Origin of the sequence: Paraburkholderia sp. J10-1 (genome assembly GCF_905220165.1) — a bacterium.
In the GTDB taxonomy this organism is placed as follows: Bacteria; Pseudomonadota; Gammaproteobacteria; order Burkholderiales; family Burkholderiaceae; genus Paraburkholderia.
This window is the reverse complement of the sequence record NZ_CAJMYW010000006.1, coordinates 59,085-76,441: the sequence shown is the minus strand read 5'-3', so window position 1 is coordinate 76,441 and position 17,357 is coordinate 59,085. Positions and strand designations below refer to the sequence as shown.

Genomic DNA, 17,357 nt, shown 5'->3' with positions numbered 1-17,357 from the left:
AATCGCGACAACACGCCGGGCGCCTCGATTCCTCCGCCGTGACCCGAGCGCCTTGCGCACGACGTCACGGCTTTCTTCGCGAGACGAACCATGATTTACAGCATGACCGGCTATGCCAGCGCCACGCGCGAGCTTGCTGCGGCATCGGGCACGGGCGGCGCCAGTGTCTCCGTCGAATTGCGCACGGTGAATTCGCGCTTTCTCGACCTGAACTTCCGCATGCCCGAAGACGTGCGCGTGTGCGAGCCCACGCTGCGCGAAATGCTGATGACGAAGCTCTCGCGCGGCAAGGTCGACATCCGCATCAACATCCAGAAGAGCGAGCAAGGCGCCAATGCGGGCACGCTCAACCGCGACGCGCTCGATCAGCTCGCCGGACTCGAGCGCGCCGTGCTCGAAGCGTTTCCCGAGTCGGGCCGTCTGCGCACGGGTGAAATCCTGCGCTGGCCCGGCGTGCTGGCGGAAAGCGGCGTGGCGGCCGAAGTCCTGCGCGACGCCGTGCTCGGCTGCGGCAAGCAGGCCATCGCCGATCTGATCGAAGTGCGCGCTCGCGAAGGCGCGCAGCTCGCCAACATGCTGCTGGCAAACGTCACCGAAATGGAGGCGATCGTCGCTCGCATCACGCCGCTCGTGCCGGAGCTGATCGCGAAGCACCAGCAGAAGATCGTCGAGCGTCTGCAGGAAGCGCTCGGCATTGCCGCGCCGGACAGCAATGGCAACGGCGGCAGCATCGGCAATATTTCGCGCGAAGAAATTGCCGAGCGCATTCGCCAGGAAGTGACGATGTACGGCATTCGCATCGACATCGCCGAAGAGCTCTCGCGCCTCACGGCGCACCTGAACGAAACGCGGCACGTGATCGAGAAGGGCGGCCGCGTCGGCAAGCGCCTCGACTTCATGATGCAGGAGCTCAACCGCGAAGCGAACACGCTCGGCTCGAAGGCGGCGGCGAAAGAACTCGCAGACGCCTCGATGACGCTCAAGCTGCTCATCGAGCAGATGCGCGAGCAGGTCCAGAATCTCGAATGAAGGAAGCAACGAACATGACCGACCAAAGTAGCGCCCCCAAAGCGGACGCGAAGCACGACAAGAAGCGCAATCCGTATGCGGGCATGTACCCCGGCAACCTCTTCATGGTGGTGGCGCCGTCGGGTGCGGGCAAGTCGACGCTCGTGAACGCGCTGCTCGCCGAAGACAGCGCGATCCGCCTGTCGGTTTCGTACACGACGCGCGCGCCGCGTTCGAAGGAACGCGACGGCGAGCACTACCACTTCACGTCCGTCGACGACTTTCTCACGCGCCACGCCGCGGGCGAGTTTCTCGAGAGCGCTGAAGTGCATGGCAACTACTACGCCACGTCGCGCGTGTGGATCGAAGACCAGATGAAAATCGGCCATGACGTCCTGCTCGAAATCGACTGGCAAGGCGCGCAGCAGGTGAAGAAGCAGTTCCGCAATGCCGTGGAAATTTTCATCCTGCCGCCGTCGCTCGAAGCGCTCGCCGACCGCCTGAAAAAGCGCGGCGAAGACGAGCCGAATGTCATCACGCGACGCCTGCTTGCAGCGGGCAGCGAGATCGCACACGCGAGCGAATCGGAGTACGTCGTGATCAACGAGAACTTCGATCGCGCGTTGCAGGAGCTGCGCAATATCGTGAGCGCCACGCGCTTGCGCTTCGCTTCGCAATACGCGCGGCATACCGAGCTGTTCGTGCAGCTCGGTATCCACCACCCGCAGCCCGGCGCATCGGGCACATAAGGTAGAATAAGAACCTGCTGAGAATGAGAAGGAACCCGACATGGCCCGCATCACCGTCGAAGACTGTCTGAAACAGATTCCGAACCGCTTCGAACTGGCGCTCGCCGCGACTTATCGCGCTCGCCAGCTCGCACAAGGTCACACGCCGAAGATTGAAAGCCGCGACAAGCCAACCGTTGTCGCGCTGCGCGAGATCGCGGCTGGCCAGGTCGGCCTCGAAATGCTGAAGAAGGTGCCCGTCTAAGGGCGCGTTCGCAGGCATTCCGCCAGGCATGTAGTTCGTACCGCGCGCAGTTGCCGTAGTTGCATTAACCGGCTTTAACCGTCAACGCCAAACCTGATACGGAGGGGAACATGAGCACCACGCCCTCGCCGGCCACCGACGTGGACCAGGAAGCGGAGACAGCGAGCCCTGCGCGCAATTACATCGACGCGGTCCTCGAACAGTCGTTTCGCCATCTGTTCGGGCCGACCGCGACGCCGGAGCAGCCCCGCAAGCACGGGGTCGTCTCCATCGCCAATCTGACCGCCGCGCTCTCCGGTTACCTCACCCCCGAGGAAATCAAGGAGGTCAAGGCGGCGTTCCACTTCAGCGATGAAGCCCACCTCGGGCAATATCGCCAGAGCGGCGAACCCTATATCACCCATCCCGTCGCCGTCGCGGAAATCTGCGCCGGCTGGAAGCTCGACGCGCAGTCCATCATGGCCGCGCTCCTGCACGACGTGATGGAAGACCAGGGCGTGACCAAGGCGGAACTCGCCGAGCGCTTCGGCGCGAAGGTCGCGGAACTGGTCGACGGCCTGTCGAAACTCGACAAGATGGAGTTTCGCAACCGCGAGGAAGCGCAGGCGGAAAACTTCCGCAAGATGCTGCTCGCGATGGCGCGCGACGTGCGCGTGATTCTGGTGAAACTCGCCGACCGGCTGCACAACATGCGCACGCTCGGCGCGGTGCCGCCCGAAAAGCGCCGCCGCGTGGCGCGCGAGACCATCGACATCTACGCGCCCATCGCGCACCGTCTTGGTCTGAACAACACCTATCGCGAACTGCAGGACCTGAGCTTCGCGAACTTCAACCCGAATCGCTACGCCACGCTCGAGAAGGCGGTGAAGGCCGCGCGCGGCAATCGCCGCGAAGTGGTGAGCAAGATTCTGGAAGCGGTGCAGCGGGCAATTGCCGACGCCAAGCTCGACGCCGAAGTCACGGGCCGCGAGAAAACCATCTTCAGCATCTACAAGAAGATGCGCGACAAACAATTGTCGTTCTCGCAGGTGCTCGACGTGTACGGCTTTCGCGTCGTGGTCGAGTCGGCGCTGGAATGCTACACCTGCATCGGCGCGCTCCATGCGCTTTACAAGCCGGTTCCGGGCAAGTTCAAGGACTACATCGCCATTCCCAAGGTGAACGGCTATCAGTCCCTGCATACCACGCTCGTGGGGCCCTTCGGCGCGCCCATCGAGTTCCAGGTCCGCACGCGCAAGATGCACGAAATCGCCGAGGCAGGCGTGGCCGCGCATTGGCTCTACAAAAACGGCGGCGCGGATCTCAACGACGTGCAAAAGCGCGCGCACCAGTGGCTTAAGTCGCTGCTCGACATCCAGAGCGAAGTCGGCGACTCGAGCGAATTCCTCGAACACGTCAAGATCGACCTGTTCCCGGACGCCGTGTACGTGTTCACGCCGAAGTCGAAGATCATGGCACTGCCGCGCGGCGCCACGGCGCTCGACTTCGCATATTCGATCCACAGCGACCTCGGCAACCAGTGCGTGGCCGTGAAGATCAACAACGAGCTGCTGCCGCTGCGTACTGAACTGAAGAGTGGCGACATCGTCGAGGTGATCACCGCGCCGTACTCCAAGCCGAATCCGGCGTGGCTCGGCTTTGTGCGCACCGGCAAAGCGCGTTCGGCGATCCGGCACTATCTGAAGACGATGCGGCTCACGGAGTCGGTGCAGCTTGGCGAGCGGCTTGTCGATCAGGCGCTCAAGGGCTATGGCTACCAGCTTTCGGAAGTCACGCCCGAGGTGTGGGAAAAGCTGGTGCAGTGGACCGGCAACAAGAACCGCCAGGAAATTTTCGCGGACATCGGTCTTGGCCGGCGCGTGGCCGCGGTCATGGCCAAGCGCATCGAAGTGCTGATGAGCGGCCAGGATGCCGACGACGCCGAGCATCATCATCCGCCGCGCGACCCGAATGCGCCGCCGGCGCCGCCTGTTGTCATCACGGGCACCGAAGGCATGTCGGTGCAGCTTTCGGCTTGCTGCCGCCCGATCCCTGGCGACGACATCATGGGCTATATCGGCATCGGTCTCGGTATGGCGATCCATACGACCGACTGCCGCGTCGCGCAACGTATCCACCGGCGCGATCCGGGCCGCTGGATCGACGTGGCATGGGCGCCGCAGCCGGGGCGTCTGTTCGACGTCGCGGTGAAGGTGCTCGTGAAGAACACCAAGGGCGTGTTCGCCCGGGTGGCGGCCGACATTACCTCGGCGGATGCCAACATCGTGCACATCGCGATGGACGACGATCTGGCGCAGGAATCGAACATGTTGCGTTTCGTGATCCAGGTGAGCGACCGCGTGCACCTCGCGAACGTCATGCGCCGTGTGCGCACGAATCCGGACGTGATGCGCATTGCGCGCGAGCGTTCGAGCGACGACGGGCACCACCGCCACGACGGCGGCATGCGCATCGAACGAGAGCGCGCGGATTATTGATCGGGGCGCGTAGCTCCGGGCGGAGAGCTCGGGGCGCGTCGCGCTGGCGCGTCGCATCACGATGTGCCGTTACGTGCCACGAACCACTCCCACCGAGCGCCTCGCGCGGTAATCTACCGTTATCTCATGCCGCATCGCTGCGGCAACCTGGCCGGGCTTGCCGGTCATGCCGCCATCTTCCTTCGACCCGAAACGAGGGACTCGAAATGAACGTAGCTGAACTGACCGGCCTCGCGCTCGATTATTGGGTGGCGCGCAGTCTGCCGGACTTCGTACGCGAAATCTATTTCACCGACAGTGGCGAGACAGTCGCCGTGCGCGGCAACGACCGCGGGCGTCCATGGGATGGCCGCTTCATGCCGACCGATTCGTGGGAGGCGGCCGGCGTGGTGCTGGATCGCGCAAAGCGCGTGGAGCTTCGCGAAGGCGAGCCGGCTTCCTGTGTGGCGGAGTTCGAGAGTGGGGCGGGCGCCGTGAAAGCCCACGGAGAAACCACGCGTGAGGCGTTGCTGCGGGCGTTTGTCGCAAGCCGCTTTGGTGAGACGGTAGGGGAGATGCTGCGACAGCCCCAGGCATTGCTGGGCATGGGCATGGAGCCCGTAGCGGAGCCCACCGCGATTGGCGATGTGGAGGACCTGCCGCGACCCGACGCGCAAATCGGCGACATCGGTACGCCGCCGCGCTAGGGGCGTGCATCGCGCGAGACGGCAGACATACCCGATTCTGCAGCTGAAAAGACAAAGGGCCTTTCCGTTCGGAAAGGCCCTTCGAATGGTGGCGCGGCTGGCAGGATTCGAACCCACGACCCCTTGGTTCGTAGCCAAGTACTCTATCCAACTGAGCTACAGCCGCACGCTAAAACGATACTACTTACAACACGATACTGCTTGAAAGTGTTCCAGGATCAAATTGACAGGGAACATTTCGAATAAGTGGCGCGGCTGGCAGGATTCGAACCCACGACCCCTTGGTTCGTAGCCAAGTACTCTATCCAACTGAGCTACAGCCGCACGCAGAAGTGAGATTATAGCAGGGGTTCGAAAAAAGGGAAGACCCTTATCGCGATTTGTCTTGGGGCGAGGTTCGTGTACGCTGGCAGTAGTGAGTTGAGTGAGCCAGTACACGTACGTAGTGATCCCATCATGAACAAGGCCTTTGTCAAAGAATCGACCGACAACGACGACGACGATCTCGAAGCCGGTCACCCCGAGATTCCCGCCGGCACGAAGAACTACATTACGCCCGCCGGCTATGAGCGCATGCGCAGCGAGTTGCTGCACCTGATAGACGAGGATCGGCCCGAAGTGGTCAAGCTCGTCTCGTGGGCCGCCTCGAACGGCGACCGTTCCGAAAACGGCGACTACATCTACGGCAAGCGCCGGTTGCGGGAAATCGACCGCCGCATCCGCTTTCTCACGAAGCGGCTGGATCTGGCCGAAGTCGTGGACAGTAGCCGGCAGGAGAGTGTGGACCAGGTGTTCTTCGGGGCGACCGTCGAGTACGGCACCGAGGACGGCGAGGCGCATACGATCACGATTGTCGGTATCGACGAGGTCGATCTCGATCAGGGCCACGTGAGCTGGATTTCGCCTATCGCGCGGGCGCTCCTGAAGGCGAAGATCGGCGATCAGGTGACGCTGTACACGCCGGCGGGGCCGGAGCCGATCGACGTGCTGGACGTGCGCTATCCGCCGCCGCGCGCCTGAATTCGACCTTTCGCAGCGCAGATAAAAAAAGGCACCCGAAGGTGCCTTTTTTGCTGCAGTGCTGGCCGAAGCGGCCAGCAGCGTGCCGCTTAGAAGCGGTGACGCATACCAACCGTCACAGCGACCTGGTCTTGACGGGTCGAAGCCGAACCCAGACCGTTCAGGTAAGCGCCGATACCTTGCGGGTTCGACGACACGTGCTGCCAGTCGCCTTGCAGGTAGACGTCGGTGCGCTTCGACAGTGCGTAGTCCGACTGCAGTGCGACCGTGTTGTAGTTCGGGTTCTCGCCGCCGCCGAAGTTCGCGCGGGTGTACGTGTACGCGCCAGCCAGGCTCAGTGCCGGGGTCAGAGCGTAACGGACATTGCCTTCGAAGTTCTGGAAGCGGGCGCTGTTGCCGCCGAGGCCGATGTTGCTCGACCGGCCAGCTTGCGTGCCCGAGATGGCGACTGCGTTGCCCAGTTGCGTTTGCGTGTACACGAAGCCAGCCGTTGCCGGGCCGAACGTGTAGTTGATGCCACCGCCGAACGTGCTTTGACGGCCTGCAGCGAACGTCCACTCACCCGTTTGCGCGCCCGAGTTGCTGGCGAGGTTTTGCAGGTTGTTGACGTCGTTGTTCAGGTGCAGGTAGCCAGCAGCAACGTTCAGGCCGCCCCAGTTGTACGATGCGCCGACGCTGTATGCGCGGTTGTTCGCGAATTCGGTGCTGTTCGAGAACGAGTACGTGCCGCCGAACTTGAAGCCAGCGTAGTTGACGCTCGAGTACTTGACCGTGTTGTTGAAACGGATCGAGTTGTTCAGGTTGTCGTTATCGAACGGGTGCGCAGCGATCGTGCCGCCGTATTGCGTGCCGGTGTTCGACAGCGGTGCGAGGTAGTCGACCACGGAGTCGTACTGACGACCGAGGGTGACGGCACCGTACTGGTCGCTTGCCAGACCGACAAACGCTTGACGGCCGAACATGCGGCTCGACTGGCCGGAGTTGCCGTTCATGATGTTGAAGCCGTTCTCCAACGTGAAGATCGCGTGCAGACCGCCACCGAGATCTTCAGAACCGCGCAGGCCCCAACGGCTGCCGTTGACCGTGCCGCTCGATGCCTTCCAGAGGCTGTGGCCGCCGGAGTTGTTTGCGTAGGTGATGCCTGCGTCGATCAGGCCGTACAGCGTAACGCTGCTTTGCGCGTGTGCAGCCGTTGCAAAAACGCCCGTCAGGGCGGCGACCATGAGAGTCTTTTTCATCTTTGTAAACTCCGAGAACAGAGGTGGGTTTCGTTGAACCCTGTTTGGGAAACCGCCCATGCGAAGCGCAGCGAGAGGCAAAGTTCGCGTGGTACGAATTAATCCGTGCCAGTCGGTTTCCAGACAGGCAGAGTGTAGAGAGGGTGCTCGGAGAGGGGGTATTCCGAATTCCGCAATAAAGTATTGCGCTATCGGAAATGATTATCGCGCTCGCCTTAAGCCCTGCTGGTAAAGGCTTTGAGCGGATTTCCCGGAAGGAGGGTGAAACTGTCAACCGCGCGAGCGTTGTGCGATCGCTACAACAATTGATTGCAGAAAACGGTTTAAATCAATCAGAACTGATTATTGCGTCTGGCGTAACAGATGATTGTGCGCCGTATGCTTAATCGTCAGACGTGGGTCCGGCTATACTTCAATCGCTGCTTTCCGAAGCAGACTTTTTCGTTGACGAAAAAGATCTCCAAACCTTTGTCGGCGCGGCCTTTTCAGCCGCGCTTTTTTTTGCCCGTCTTCAGGCCACGCGCTACGCGCACCGCTTACTGGGTGCCCGCTTGCGGCGGCTCAGACTGCAGGCTCCAGTCTTCCATTACGTAGTGCCTGGCGTCCATAGGGGAACACAGCAGGTTGTGCCAGTGGTCCCCGTGCCATGCGCCATAGGTTTCGGCTTCCTCGGCCGTTGGTGCAATCCCGTCCGTTTGTACGAGCCAATGAATCCATCGCCGCAGAGTTGTCAGCATGATGACCTCCGATGCCGCTAACAATATGGATCATGAATTGAATGTATTACTCGAACAACCGGGAGAAACACTTACGTTTGACACGAATTGTTACACTTCGGGAAAACTTCCCGGTAGAAATGACGTGATCGAGATAATCGCGTAAAAATGACGTGTTCTTATATATTGATTCGGATCGCATACGATTTTTTGTCAGCTTTTTGATGCGTACCGCTTTTATCGTTGAATCGGGAAAGCTGTTATAAAAAATTCGCTTGACTGGCGATTGGCGTTCCCCGTATAACGGCAAAGCTGATTTTCGTTCCGCTGCAATTTCAAACGTGGAATTCGCTGAAGCGGGACGGCGGGAATTGGCTGGATACGGCGTGAGGGTTATTGCCCGCGCCATTAAAATCTCGAGGGAAACGGAAACATGGAAACCGGTATCGTCAAATGGTTCAATGATGCGAAGGGCTTTGGCTTCATCACGTCTGACGCCGGCGGCGACGATCTGTTCGCGCACTTCTCGGAAATCCGCGCCGACGGCTTCAAGTCGTTGAAGGAGAACCAGCGTGTGTCGTTCGACGTCAAGGTCGGTCCGAAGGGCAAGCAGGCCGCGAACATCCAGCCGCTGTAAGTGCAGCGTGCGAGTGCTCGCTGTGCGAGCGCTCATGCAACATCAGGCCCCGGGCAAACCCGGGGCTTTTTTATTTTTGGCATATTGATATTCGAGCAATATTAGTAGCCACTTTTCTTAAACAGATTTAATCGGGAAAACCCTGGGATCTCTCGATTGTCCTGATTCGGGTTTTCACTAAATACCCAAAGTTGCACTTGCGCTGTCGGAACCGTCGGCGCGTGGCGTCCAAACGGTGCATACTTGGGCCGTTTTCCATTTCCCCTGTCGTTTCACCATGCTTGAGTCCTCCTTGAACGCCGCACAGCCCGCCGGCGACCTTCCCATCGTCTTCGTAGACCTCGAGACGACTGGTGGTTCGGTAGGCGAGCACCGGATTACTGAAGTTGGCGTGGTGGAGGTGGCGCAAGGGCAGGTGACACGATGGAGCACCCTCGTCGATCCCGGTCAGCCCATCCCGCCCTTTATCCAGCAGCTCACCGGTATTACGGACCAGATGGTGCGCGGCGCGCCGCGCTTCGCCGACATTGCGGCGCAACTGCACGGGCGACTCGCCGGCAAGCTCTTCGTCGCGCACAACGCGGCCTTCGACCGAGGCTTCCTGCGTGCGGAGTTCGAGCGCGCGGGCTATTCCTTCAACCCCGATGTACTGTGCACCGTGCGCCTGTCGCGGGCGCTCTTCCCGGGTGAGAAGCGCCACGGGCTCGATGCGCTGGTCGAGCGCCATGCACTCGTGCCATCGGATCGCCATCGCGCACTCGCCGACGCCGATCTCCTCTGGCAGTTCTGGCAGCGCCTGCCGGCGCTGGTGCCGGGGGAAGCGCTGGCGGCGCAGATCGAGCGCACGACGCGCCGTCACGTGCTGGCCGGCGACATCACCGACGACCTCATCGATACCGCGCCGGCAGGTCATGGCGTGTATGCGTTTTACGGCGAGGACGACGTGCCGCTCTACGTGGGCCGCAGCGTGCGGGTGCGCCAGCGCGTGCGCGCGCATCTTTCGGGGGAGCGGCGCTCTTCCCGCGAACAACGAATGGCGCAGCAGGTGCGCCGGGTGGAGTGGCGTGCAACAGGCGGCGAGCTTGGTGCGCTCCTTGCCGAAGCGCAATGGATCGCAGCGCTCAAGCCCTCGTTCAATCGCGTGCCGCGTGCATCGAAGCGCGATCCCGCCGACCTTGGGGCGGCGCCCTGGCCGTTCGACGGCGCAGTGGTCGTGCTGGAGCAGGACTCGACGAATGGCGGCGACGTTTATCACCTGATCGACCGCTGGTGCTATATGGGTGCCTTTCAGAGCACGACCGAGGCTGAGGCGTTGGTGGACCACGGCGCCGAGCGGGTGTTCGAGCTTTCGACCTGGCGCATTCTGCAGACGCACTTCGAACGCGGCCTGCGTGTGCAGGTGCTGCAGCCAACCGAGGCCGACGGCCTCACGAGCGCGGCCTGAGCCTTAGGCGACGCCGCCCACGCCACCCGATTCGCACACATGCTCCAGCGCCTGATTCATCGCATTCGTGCGCGCGGAGTCGTAGCGGGTGAGCTCTTTCCAGTTCGCAACCGTACGTGCGACGCGCGCCGGGCAATCCGGTGCGCCGCGCATTGACTGCACGCGAGCGAGCGCGCCGATCAATTGCCCGGTGAGTCTGTCGAGTTGGGGCCGCGTGGCCGTAGCGAGATCGGGCGCCGGGTCGCTGGGCGCCTGCGAGGCACGCCACGTGTCGAACAACGACTTCTGCATTTGCGTGCTGGCATCGATCTGATCGCGGAAAAACGCACGCGCGAACGTGGGGTCGACGCCGGCCGCCGTGGCGCGCTTTTGCACGTCGGCGAGCAAGGCGTCTTCACGGGGCGTATCGGTGATCGGCTTGTGATGTTGCCATTTCCAGTGTGCAACCGGCTCGGCGAGCGCCAGCCGCTGAGAAACAAGCGCGACGAGGTTGGTCAGGGCGGTGTCGTCACCGTCGGCGTGGGCGGATCCGATCGGCAGGGCGAAGATCAGCGCGGCAACGCAACGCGCACTTGCGCGGGTCAGCAATGTCATCGAGAGGAAGAAAGACGCCGGCAATAAAAACCGAAGCATAGCCGGTTACAGTGCGCTTGCGTCTAAAAGCGCAGAAGCGCGCAGAAGTCGAATCGCGATGGCCGCATGAACGCGCGCGCTCCATCTAGCATGCCGAACGCAAATCGCTACAGCGCGCGACGGCGCAAAACCGCGCGCGCAGCATGACACGCGCGTCCCCGTACTACGCGTGTCGATCTGCACACGAACGTCTACTGCGCGCGTTCCCCACGCGAGCGCGAACGTGTGCGTTTCCCCGTCACTTCTGTTCGTGTGCCTTGCGTTGCTCGTCCAGAAAAGCCCGCACGTGAGCAGGCAATTCGTCGCCGAGAAACTCAACGGCCACCGGTTCCGGATCCGGGCTGAAGACTTGGTCCGGGGTCGGAATCCTTGGCGGTTTGGCGTCCATGATCTTTCTCCTATGTAAGCCGATTATCCGGCTCGGCACTTCTACTGCGCTAGTCCCGCTTACGGTAACAGTGCTTTTCTCGCACGCGTGTTGCTTTCTTCGCACAGCGATGCAAATGATTAACGGCGCGGGAATATAATTGTTGAGATGTCCTTCACACTCGCACATGCTGCGTGAATCGGGTTCGGTTCTCGATTCGCCGAATCTCGCGCACAGCGGCTGCTGCGGTCGCACAACGCCTCAATCGCACTTCCCCCGGCTCTGAGCCCGCGCTCGCTCGGGCTGCCTGCCGCGCCTGTGTTGCGCGGCGCCAGTCCCGCCGGATCAACGTGCACCATCATTCATCTACAACGGACGATTATGCTTAGCCGTTGACGTCGAAACGTTAATAAGAATTAAAACTATGTAAGTGTCCGTTTCTATCCGATCGGGCGATTAATACTTTGATCCGTGTCATTTGGCCGCGACTTAATGACCGAACGTACGTAAATCGCCGCGCATTCCAGCGCGGCGTATTGATGCACTCCGATAATTCGTTACGTTTGCTCGTTCGCCGGCGCCGGCACGCGTTGCACGTGAGCGTGGTTCGCGGGCGTCGCGCGTACGTCCACCTGGCCATGAATGCGTGACTGGTGGCCGTCCGCGAACATGTAGTATGGAAACGGATGTGCGGGTTCGGAGGCGGCGTCAAGGCGCGCGACCAGTTCGGGGGCGAGCGTGAAGTCGAGCGAGCCGAGCGATTCTTCGAGTTGTGCGGCCTTGGTTGCGCCGACGATGATGCTTGCCACGCCGCGCTTTTGATAGAGCCAGTTCAACGCCACCTGCGCCATGGGCCGGTTGGCCTCGTGCGCGACGCGCTCGAGTTCGGCCACGATCGCGAAGTTGCGCGCGGAGAGCTTGTCGAAGCCGGGCGGCGGCTTCGCGCCCACCGTCTGCAGGCGGCCCGCACCGCTCACACCTTCGCCAGCCTGTGACGGCCGATATTTTCCCGATAGCACGCCCATCCCGAGCGGACTCCACGGCACGAGCCCCATGCCGAGTTGCGTCGCCAAATCGGCGAATTCGTGCTCCGCGTTGCGCTCGATCAGCGAATATTCGAGCTGCATGGCCGCCACCGGTTCGAAGCCGCGCCAATCGGCCAGCGTCTGCGCGCGGCCTGCGTACCAGGCCGGCACGTCGGAGAGACCCACGTAGCGGATCTTGCCCGCGCGCACTGCGTCGTCCATGGCGCGCATTACTTCGTCGGCGGGCGTCATGCGGTCCCATGTGTGCAGGTAGTAGAGATCGATGTAGTCGGTGCCGAGCCGCTTGAGCGAGCCGTCGAGCGCTCGCAGCAGGTTCTTGCGATGGTTGCCGCCGGCGTTCGGGTTGCCCGATTCCGCGTTGTAGGAATACTTGGTGGCGATGACGAGGCGCTCACGCAGACCGCGCGCCGCCGCGAAGCGCCCCACCCAGGTTTCGCTTGTGCCTTCCGTATACAGGTCGGCGGTGTCGATGAAGTTGCCGCCCGCGTCGACATAGAGGTCGAAGAGCCGCTGTGCGCAAGCTTCGTCGGCGCCCCAGCCCCATTCGGTGCCGAACGTCATCGTGCCGAGGGCGATGGGGCTGACACGCAGGCCTGAGCGGCCGAGCAGGGTGTAGCTATCGAGTTTCATGGTGGTGTCCTTAAAGGATGGGTGGCGAACGCGAACTCATCTTGCGCCTTTCCTTTTTGTGGAAAAATCGGGTCCACCTGAAATCACCGTGAAGCTGAGCTTCACAATGGAGACGGCATGGGCCCGCTTTCCGATCCGGCGCCAGCGCCGAGCGCCGCGTCCGGGCTGGCGGGGCGCTTGCCCGCTCTGCTTGCCGTGGCTGCCGTCGCACGGCACGGCAGCTTCACTCGCGCGGCGTTAGCCCTGGGCTTCTCGACTTCGGCGCTGTCCCAGGCCGTGCGGGCGCTCGAAGCGCAACTCGGCGTGAGGCTCTTCAATCGCACGACGCGCCGCGTCGCGCTGACCGAGGCGGGCGCGCAGTTTCTGGCGCGCGTGCAGCCCGCGCTCACTCAGATCGAAGCGGCGTTCGATGCGCTCGACGCCTCGCGCGACGCGCCGGCCGGCACGCTACGCATCAACCTGCCACGCGTGGCGAGCGAATTGCTCGTCATGCCGCATCTCGCGGAATTCATGATGCGCTATCCGCAGATCAAGCTCGAACTCGCGCTCGACGACGGCTTTGCCGATCTGGTGGGCGAGGGCTTCGATGCGGGCATTCGCCTGGGCGAATCAGTGGCGCCTGGCATGGTGGCGGTGCCGATCGGCGGGCCGATACGCATCGTCGTGGTGGGCTCGCCGCAATACTTCGAACGCCACGCGCGCCCAGTTACCCCCGAGGATCTGGCTGCGCATGATTGCCTGCACTATCGCTTCGCGACGGGTGGCGTCTACCGCTGGGAGTTCGCGCGGCCGGACGATCCCCGGCGCGTATTCGACGTGGTCACCGAGGGCCGCTTCGTGACCAACGATCTGCGCACGATGGTGCGCGCCGCGGAGCAGGGCGTGGGCCTCCTGCACGTGATCGAAGACTACGTGCGCTCGCCACTGGACGAAGGCCGGCTCGTGCCGGTGCTCGAGTCGTGGGGCGCATCGTTTCCCGGCTTCTATTTGTATACGGCCGGGCGCGCCCAGTTGCCGCCCAAACTGCGTGCGTTCATCGACTTCCTGCGCGAGAAGCGTGTGGCGCCTGGATTCGCGTAGCCGTTTTCAGATACGTCTGATTCGGTCGCGTGAAGATCGCGCTTATCTTTAAAAGATTCGCACGTGAGGCTCATGACGCCGAACGGCGCTCCCCTTTTTCCAGATAGCAACGTAACAGCGCCGCGCGCCACATTGCCGGCGCGATCCTATGATGAGCAACCCTGCCACCACGCCGGCCGAAGCCTCGGACGAGCAAGCGCGCACGAAGGCGGCGCTTGCGCTCGCAAACCAGCACTTCGACTCGGGCAGAACGCGCGACGCGCTGCTCGCGTATCAGGAACTGCTCGCGCACGAGCCACGCAACGCGCATGTGTTGCATCGTCTGGCGCTCTCGTATTTTCGCGACGGACAACGCGACCTCGCGCGCGACCATCTGGAACGCGCAATCGGCGTGGCGCCCGAACGCGCCGAGCTCTGGGAGCATCGCGGCTTGCTCGCGGCCATGGCGAACGAGCACGTCGCCGCCGAAGCGTTCTACCATCGTGCGATAGCGCTCAGCGGTGGCACAGCCAGCTTGCATCGCAACCTGGCCGACGTGCTCAAGCTGGCGAAGCGCCGCGAGGAAGCGCGCATGCACTACGAAAAGGCGCTCGACTATGCGCCCACACTTCATCACGCATTGTGCTGCCTGGCGCGACTGAATCTCGAAGACGAACGCCTGGAAGCGGCTGCGCAATATCTGCGTCGCGCACGCGCAGCGGGGACCTCGCGGCTAGCAGATGGGCTCGAGTTGCTAACGGTCCTCGTGCGCCTCGAACGCCCTGCGGAACTGATCGCGCAAATCTCGCAGATGCGCACCGAGTTCGCGGCAGACGCCGCAGCACTCGAAAGCCTCGCCTTGCGGCTCAACGAGCTTCATCGCTTCGACGACGCGTATCAAGTCGCGCGGGAGGGCCTTGCCGTCGATGCCACGCGGGGCAAGCTCCATCACAACGCGAGCTACGCGTCGAACATGCTCGGCGAACATGCGCGTATGCGGCATCACGCTGCAGAGGCGGCGCGCTTGCTTCCCGACGACGAACATGTTCAGTTCAACGCCGCCGTCACGATGCTGCGCGACGGCGACTTCGAGCGAGGGTGGCGGCACTATCACTGGCACGAACGCTTGCCGCAGAACAGCACGCTCGTGCGTCCTGGCTTTCCGGAGTGGTCCGGTGAAGCCGTGAACGGGCGGCGGTTTTTGCTGATCGGTGAGCAGGGATTGGGGGACCAGCTTCAATCCTTGCGCTACATCGACTGGCTGCAGCGCCGGGGCGCGACGGTCGATGTCTGGGTCGACAAGGCGATTGGCGACGTCGCGGCATGCGCGCGTGGAGTGAACAAGGCCTGGACCACATTGCCGCCGGGTCCCTATGACTTCTGGAGCCGTATGTTCCGCTTTCCAGAGTCCATGAAACTGACGGTGGACAGGCTGCCGCTGGCCATGCCTTATCTGGGCGCGCCGCCTGAGTGCGTCGGCCATTGGCGTGAGCGGGTTGCCGGCGGGGCGCATCGTGGCGCGCGCCAACGCGGCGTGGGGCTCGTCTGGGCTGGGAACCCCGACTACGAATTCGACCGTTACCGCTCGCTTGCGCTGCACACGTTGCTGCCTGTGTTCGCCCGGCGTGGCGTGTCGTGGTTTTCGCTGCAGAAGGGCGGCGCGCAAAGCGAGCTGGAGGCGTTGCCTCACGACATCGACATCACGCCGCTCGGGCCGGAGATCGCGAACTTCGTGGACACGCTCGCCATCGTCCAGTCGCTTGATCTTGTGATCACCGTCGACACCTCGGTCGCGCATCTTGCCGGTGCGGCTGGCGTGCCGGTGTGGATCCTGCTGCCGACCTGCACGGACTGGCGCTGGATGACGCAGCGCACCGATAGTCCCTGGTATCCGTCGGCGAGACTTTTCAGGCAGCGCGAGCTGGGGCGATGGGATGAGGTGATCGAGGAGGTAGGCGAGGCGCTGGATGCGCTGCCGCCGAAAGCGTGACGTAGCCGCTGCTCGGCACCGCACGCAGACAGCGTGCACAAAGCAAAAAGCCCAGTCCGAAGACTGGGCTTTTTGCTTGAATCCTGGTGCCGGAAAGAGGAATCGAACCCCCGACCTTCGCATTACGAATGCGCTGCTCTACCGTCTGAGCTATTCCGGCGTCACATCAGAGAAGAAAGATTATAGGAAGTCGCCGCGAACTATGCAAGCCCTTTCCTCATCTTTTTTCATTTTTTGGCTTCGTGGTGGTAGCGCGTGACGCGTTCGACCTCGTTCTTCGAGCCGAGGAACACGGCTACGCGCTCATGCAGGCTCTTCGGCTGGATGTCGAGAATGCGCTCCTCGCCGTTGGTCGCCATGCCGCCCGCCTGCTCGACAATGAACGACATCGGGTTCGCTTCGTACATCAGGCGCAGCTTGCCGGGCTTCGACGGGTCGCGCTTGTCGGCCGGGTACATGAAGATGCCGCCGCGGTTCAGGATACGGTGCACGTCGGCGACCATCGAGGCGATCCAGCGCATGTTGAAGTTCTCGCCGCGCGGGCCGTCCTTGCCGTCGTTGAGCTCGCCAATGTACTGCTGCACCGGCTCATACCAGTGGCGTGCGTTCGATGCATTGATCGCGTATTCGCGCGTGTCTTCCGGAATGCGCATGTTGCTCTGCGTGAGCACCCACGAGCCCAGTTCGCGGTCGAGCGTGAAGCAGTTCACGCCGTTGCCCGTGGTGAGCACGAGCACGGTTTGCGGGCCGTACACGGCGTAGCCGGCCGCGACCTGCTTCGTGCCGGGCTGCAGGAACGATTCTTCGGTCGCCTGCTGGCCGTCCGGGCAGCGCAGCACCGAGAAGATCGTGCCGATCGACACGTTCACGTCGATGTTCGACGAGCCGTCGAGCGGATCGAACACCAGCAGGTATTCGCCCTTCGGATAGTTGGCCGGGATCGGGAAGAACGTTTCCATTTCCTCCGAGGCCATCGCGGCGAGGTTGCCGCCCCATTCGTTGGCGTCGAGCAGGATCTCGTTCGAGAGGATGTCGAGATTCTTCTGCACTTCGCCCTGGACGTTCTCGCTGCCGGCCGTGCCGAGCGCGTCGCCAAGCGCGCCCTTGCTGACGTTGAAGCTGATCGCCTTGCACGCGCGCGCGACGACTTCGATCAAAAGACGCAGATCGGCGGGCAGGTTGCTGTGCTGGCGCTGCTGCTCGATCAGGTACTTGGTGAGGGTGGTGCGACGTTGCAAAGCCATTGCAGTACTCCGGATACGCTTGGGAATAGCGCAATTCTACCCGCTCGACTGTGACCGCCCGTCGCACAGCCGCGCAAAATAAAGCGCCGGGGCGCGGCCCGGCTTGCTGGTGCGGCTTTTCGCCCGGTGGCGGGTGTAGTCGCGCCGCTGAAAATAATCACGAAAAAAA

At 62.5% G+C, this 17,357-nt stretch carries 16 protein-coding genes and 3 tRNA genes; 11 read left to right on the top strand and 8 right to left on the bottom strand.

Going from position 1 to position 17,357, the window contains the following annotated elements; genetic code table 11:
• The first annotated feature begins 90 nt into the window (after positions 1-90).
• From U5A65_RS19915 to U5A65_RS19895, 5 genes are all read left to right on the top strand, one after another.
• Positions 91-1,029, top strand: coding sequence for a YicC family protein (locus tag U5A65_RS19915; protein WP_321935137.1), 939 nt, complete (start codon positions 91-93; stop codon positions 1,027-1,029).
• Between the two features lie 14 nt (positions 1,030-1,043).
• Entirely contained in the window at positions 1,044-1,757 is a 714-nt protein-coding gene (gene gmk, locus U5A65_RS19910) for a guanylate kinase (protein ID WP_321913886.1), read from the top strand.
• 40 nt (positions 1,758-1,797) lie between these two features.
• Positions 1,798-2,001: a DNA-directed RNA polymerase subunit omega gene (rpoZ, locus tag U5A65_RS19905; protein WP_006400783.1), complete on the top strand. Its 204-nt coding sequence runs from the start codon at positions 1,798-1,800 to the stop codon at positions 1,999-2,001.
• Between the two features lie 110 nt (positions 2,002-2,111).
• On the top strand, positions 2,112-4,478 hold the full coding sequence (locus U5A65_RS19900) for a RelA/SpoT family protein (protein WP_158758377.1): 2,367 nt from the start codon (positions 2,112-2,114) through the stop codon (positions 4,476-4,478).
• A 206-nt stretch (positions 4,479-4,684) separates the two neighbouring features.
• The gene (locus U5A65_RS19895; protein ID WP_321913885.1) at positions 4,685-5,164 is read left to right on the top strand and encodes a phage protein NinX family protein; all 480 of its coding nucleotides are present in this window, start codon (positions 4,685-4,687) and stop codon (positions 5,162-5,164) included.
• An 89-nt stretch (positions 5,165-5,253) separates the two neighbouring features.
• Here U5A65_RS19895 and U5A65_RS19890 read toward each other — a convergent pair.
• Both U5A65_RS19890 and U5A65_RS19885 read right to left on the bottom strand, forming a co-directional pair.
• Positions 5,254-5,330 (bottom strand) — tRNA-Arg (locus tag U5A65_RS19890).
• Positions 5,331-5,411: 81 nt separating this feature from the next.
• Positions 5,412-5,488 (bottom strand) — tRNA-Arg (locus tag U5A65_RS19885).
• A gap of 132 nt (positions 5,489-5,620) precedes the next feature.
• On the opposite strand from U5A65_RS19885, the gene greB reads away from it, so the two are divergent.
• Positions 5,621-6,184, top strand: coding sequence for a transcription elongation factor GreB (greB, locus tag U5A65_RS19880; protein WP_321913884.1), 564 nt, complete (start codon positions 5,621-5,623; stop codon positions 6,182-6,184).
• 89 nt (positions 6,185-6,273) lie between these two features.
• On the opposite strand, the gene U5A65_RS19875 is transcribed toward greB, so the two are convergent.
• Positions 6,274-7,422, bottom strand: a complete 1,149-nt coding sequence (locus U5A65_RS19875) for a porin (RefSeq protein WP_321913883.1) — start codon at positions 7,420-7,422, stop codon at positions 6,274-6,276.
• Between the two features lie 197 nt (positions 7,423-7,619).
• On the opposite strand from U5A65_RS19875, the gene U5A65_RS19870 reads away from it, so the two are divergent.
• The 3 genes from U5A65_RS19870 (at position 7,620) to U5A65_RS19860 (ending at position 10,219) form a co-directional block, all read left to right on the top strand.
• Complete coding sequence (locus U5A65_RS19870; RefSeq protein WP_321935139.1) at positions 7,620-7,808, top strand: hypothetical protein; 189 nt, start codon at positions 7,620-7,622, stop codon at positions 7,806-7,808.
• A 763-nt stretch (positions 7,809-8,571) separates the two neighbouring features.
• Positions 8,572-8,775, top strand: a complete 204-nt coding sequence (locus U5A65_RS19865) for a cold-shock protein (RefSeq protein WP_028205165.1) — start codon at positions 8,572-8,574, stop codon at positions 8,773-8,775.
• A 277-nt stretch (positions 8,776-9,052) separates the two neighbouring features.
• Positions 9,053-10,219, top strand: a complete 1,167-nt coding sequence (locus U5A65_RS19860) for an exonuclease domain-containing protein (RefSeq protein ID WP_321947073.1) — start codon at positions 9,053-9,055, stop codon at positions 10,217-10,219.
• Positions 10,220-10,222: 3 nt separating this feature from the next.
• Here U5A65_RS19860 and U5A65_RS19855 read toward each other — a convergent pair whose 3' ends face one another.
• From U5A65_RS19855 to U5A65_RS19845, 3 genes are all read right to left on the bottom strand, one after another.
• The gene (locus tag U5A65_RS19855; RefSeq protein WP_321913880.1) at positions 10,223-10,813 is read right to left on the bottom strand and encodes a chorismate mutase; all 591 of its coding nucleotides are present in this window, start codon (positions 10,811-10,813) and stop codon (positions 10,223-10,225) included.
• A gap of 277 nt (positions 10,814-11,090) precedes the next feature.
• Positions 11,091-11,240, bottom strand: a complete 150-nt coding sequence (locus tag U5A65_RS19850) for a hypothetical protein (RefSeq protein WP_027795377.1) — start codon at positions 11,238-11,240, stop codon at positions 11,091-11,093.
• Between the two features lie 536 nt (positions 11,241-11,776).
• A complete protein-coding gene (locus U5A65_RS19845; RefSeq protein WP_321913879.1) occupies positions 11,777-12,895 on the bottom strand; it encodes an aldo/keto reductase in 1,119 nt (372 codons plus the stop codon).
• Between the two features lie 117 nt (positions 12,896-13,012).
• Between U5A65_RS19845 and U5A65_RS19840 the strand changes: the two genes are divergently transcribed.
• Entirely contained in the window at positions 13,013-13,975 is a 963-nt protein-coding gene (locus U5A65_RS19840; protein ID WP_321947071.1) for a LysR family transcriptional regulator, read from the top strand.
• 148 nt (positions 13,976-14,123) lie between these two features.
• Positions 14,124-15,944 (top strand): tetratricopeptide repeat protein, encoded by a 1,821-nt coding sequence (locus U5A65_RS19835; RefSeq protein ID WP_321947069.1) that lies wholly within the window; start codon positions 14,124-14,126, stop codon positions 15,942-15,944.
• An 84-nt stretch (positions 15,945-16,028) separates the two neighbouring features.
• Here the strand turns inward: U5A65_RS19835 and U5A65_RS19830 are convergent.
• Both U5A65_RS19830 and U5A65_RS19825 read right to left on the bottom strand, forming a co-directional pair.
• Positions 16,029-16,104 (bottom strand) — tRNA-Thr (locus tag U5A65_RS19830).
• Between the two features lie 67 nt (positions 16,105-16,171).
• Positions 16,172-17,188, bottom strand: coding sequence for a class 1 fructose-bisphosphatase (locus tag U5A65_RS19825; protein ID WP_321935145.1), 1,017 nt, complete (start codon positions 17,186-17,188; stop codon positions 16,172-16,174).
• Positions 17,189-17,357 lie beyond the last annotated feature (169 nt).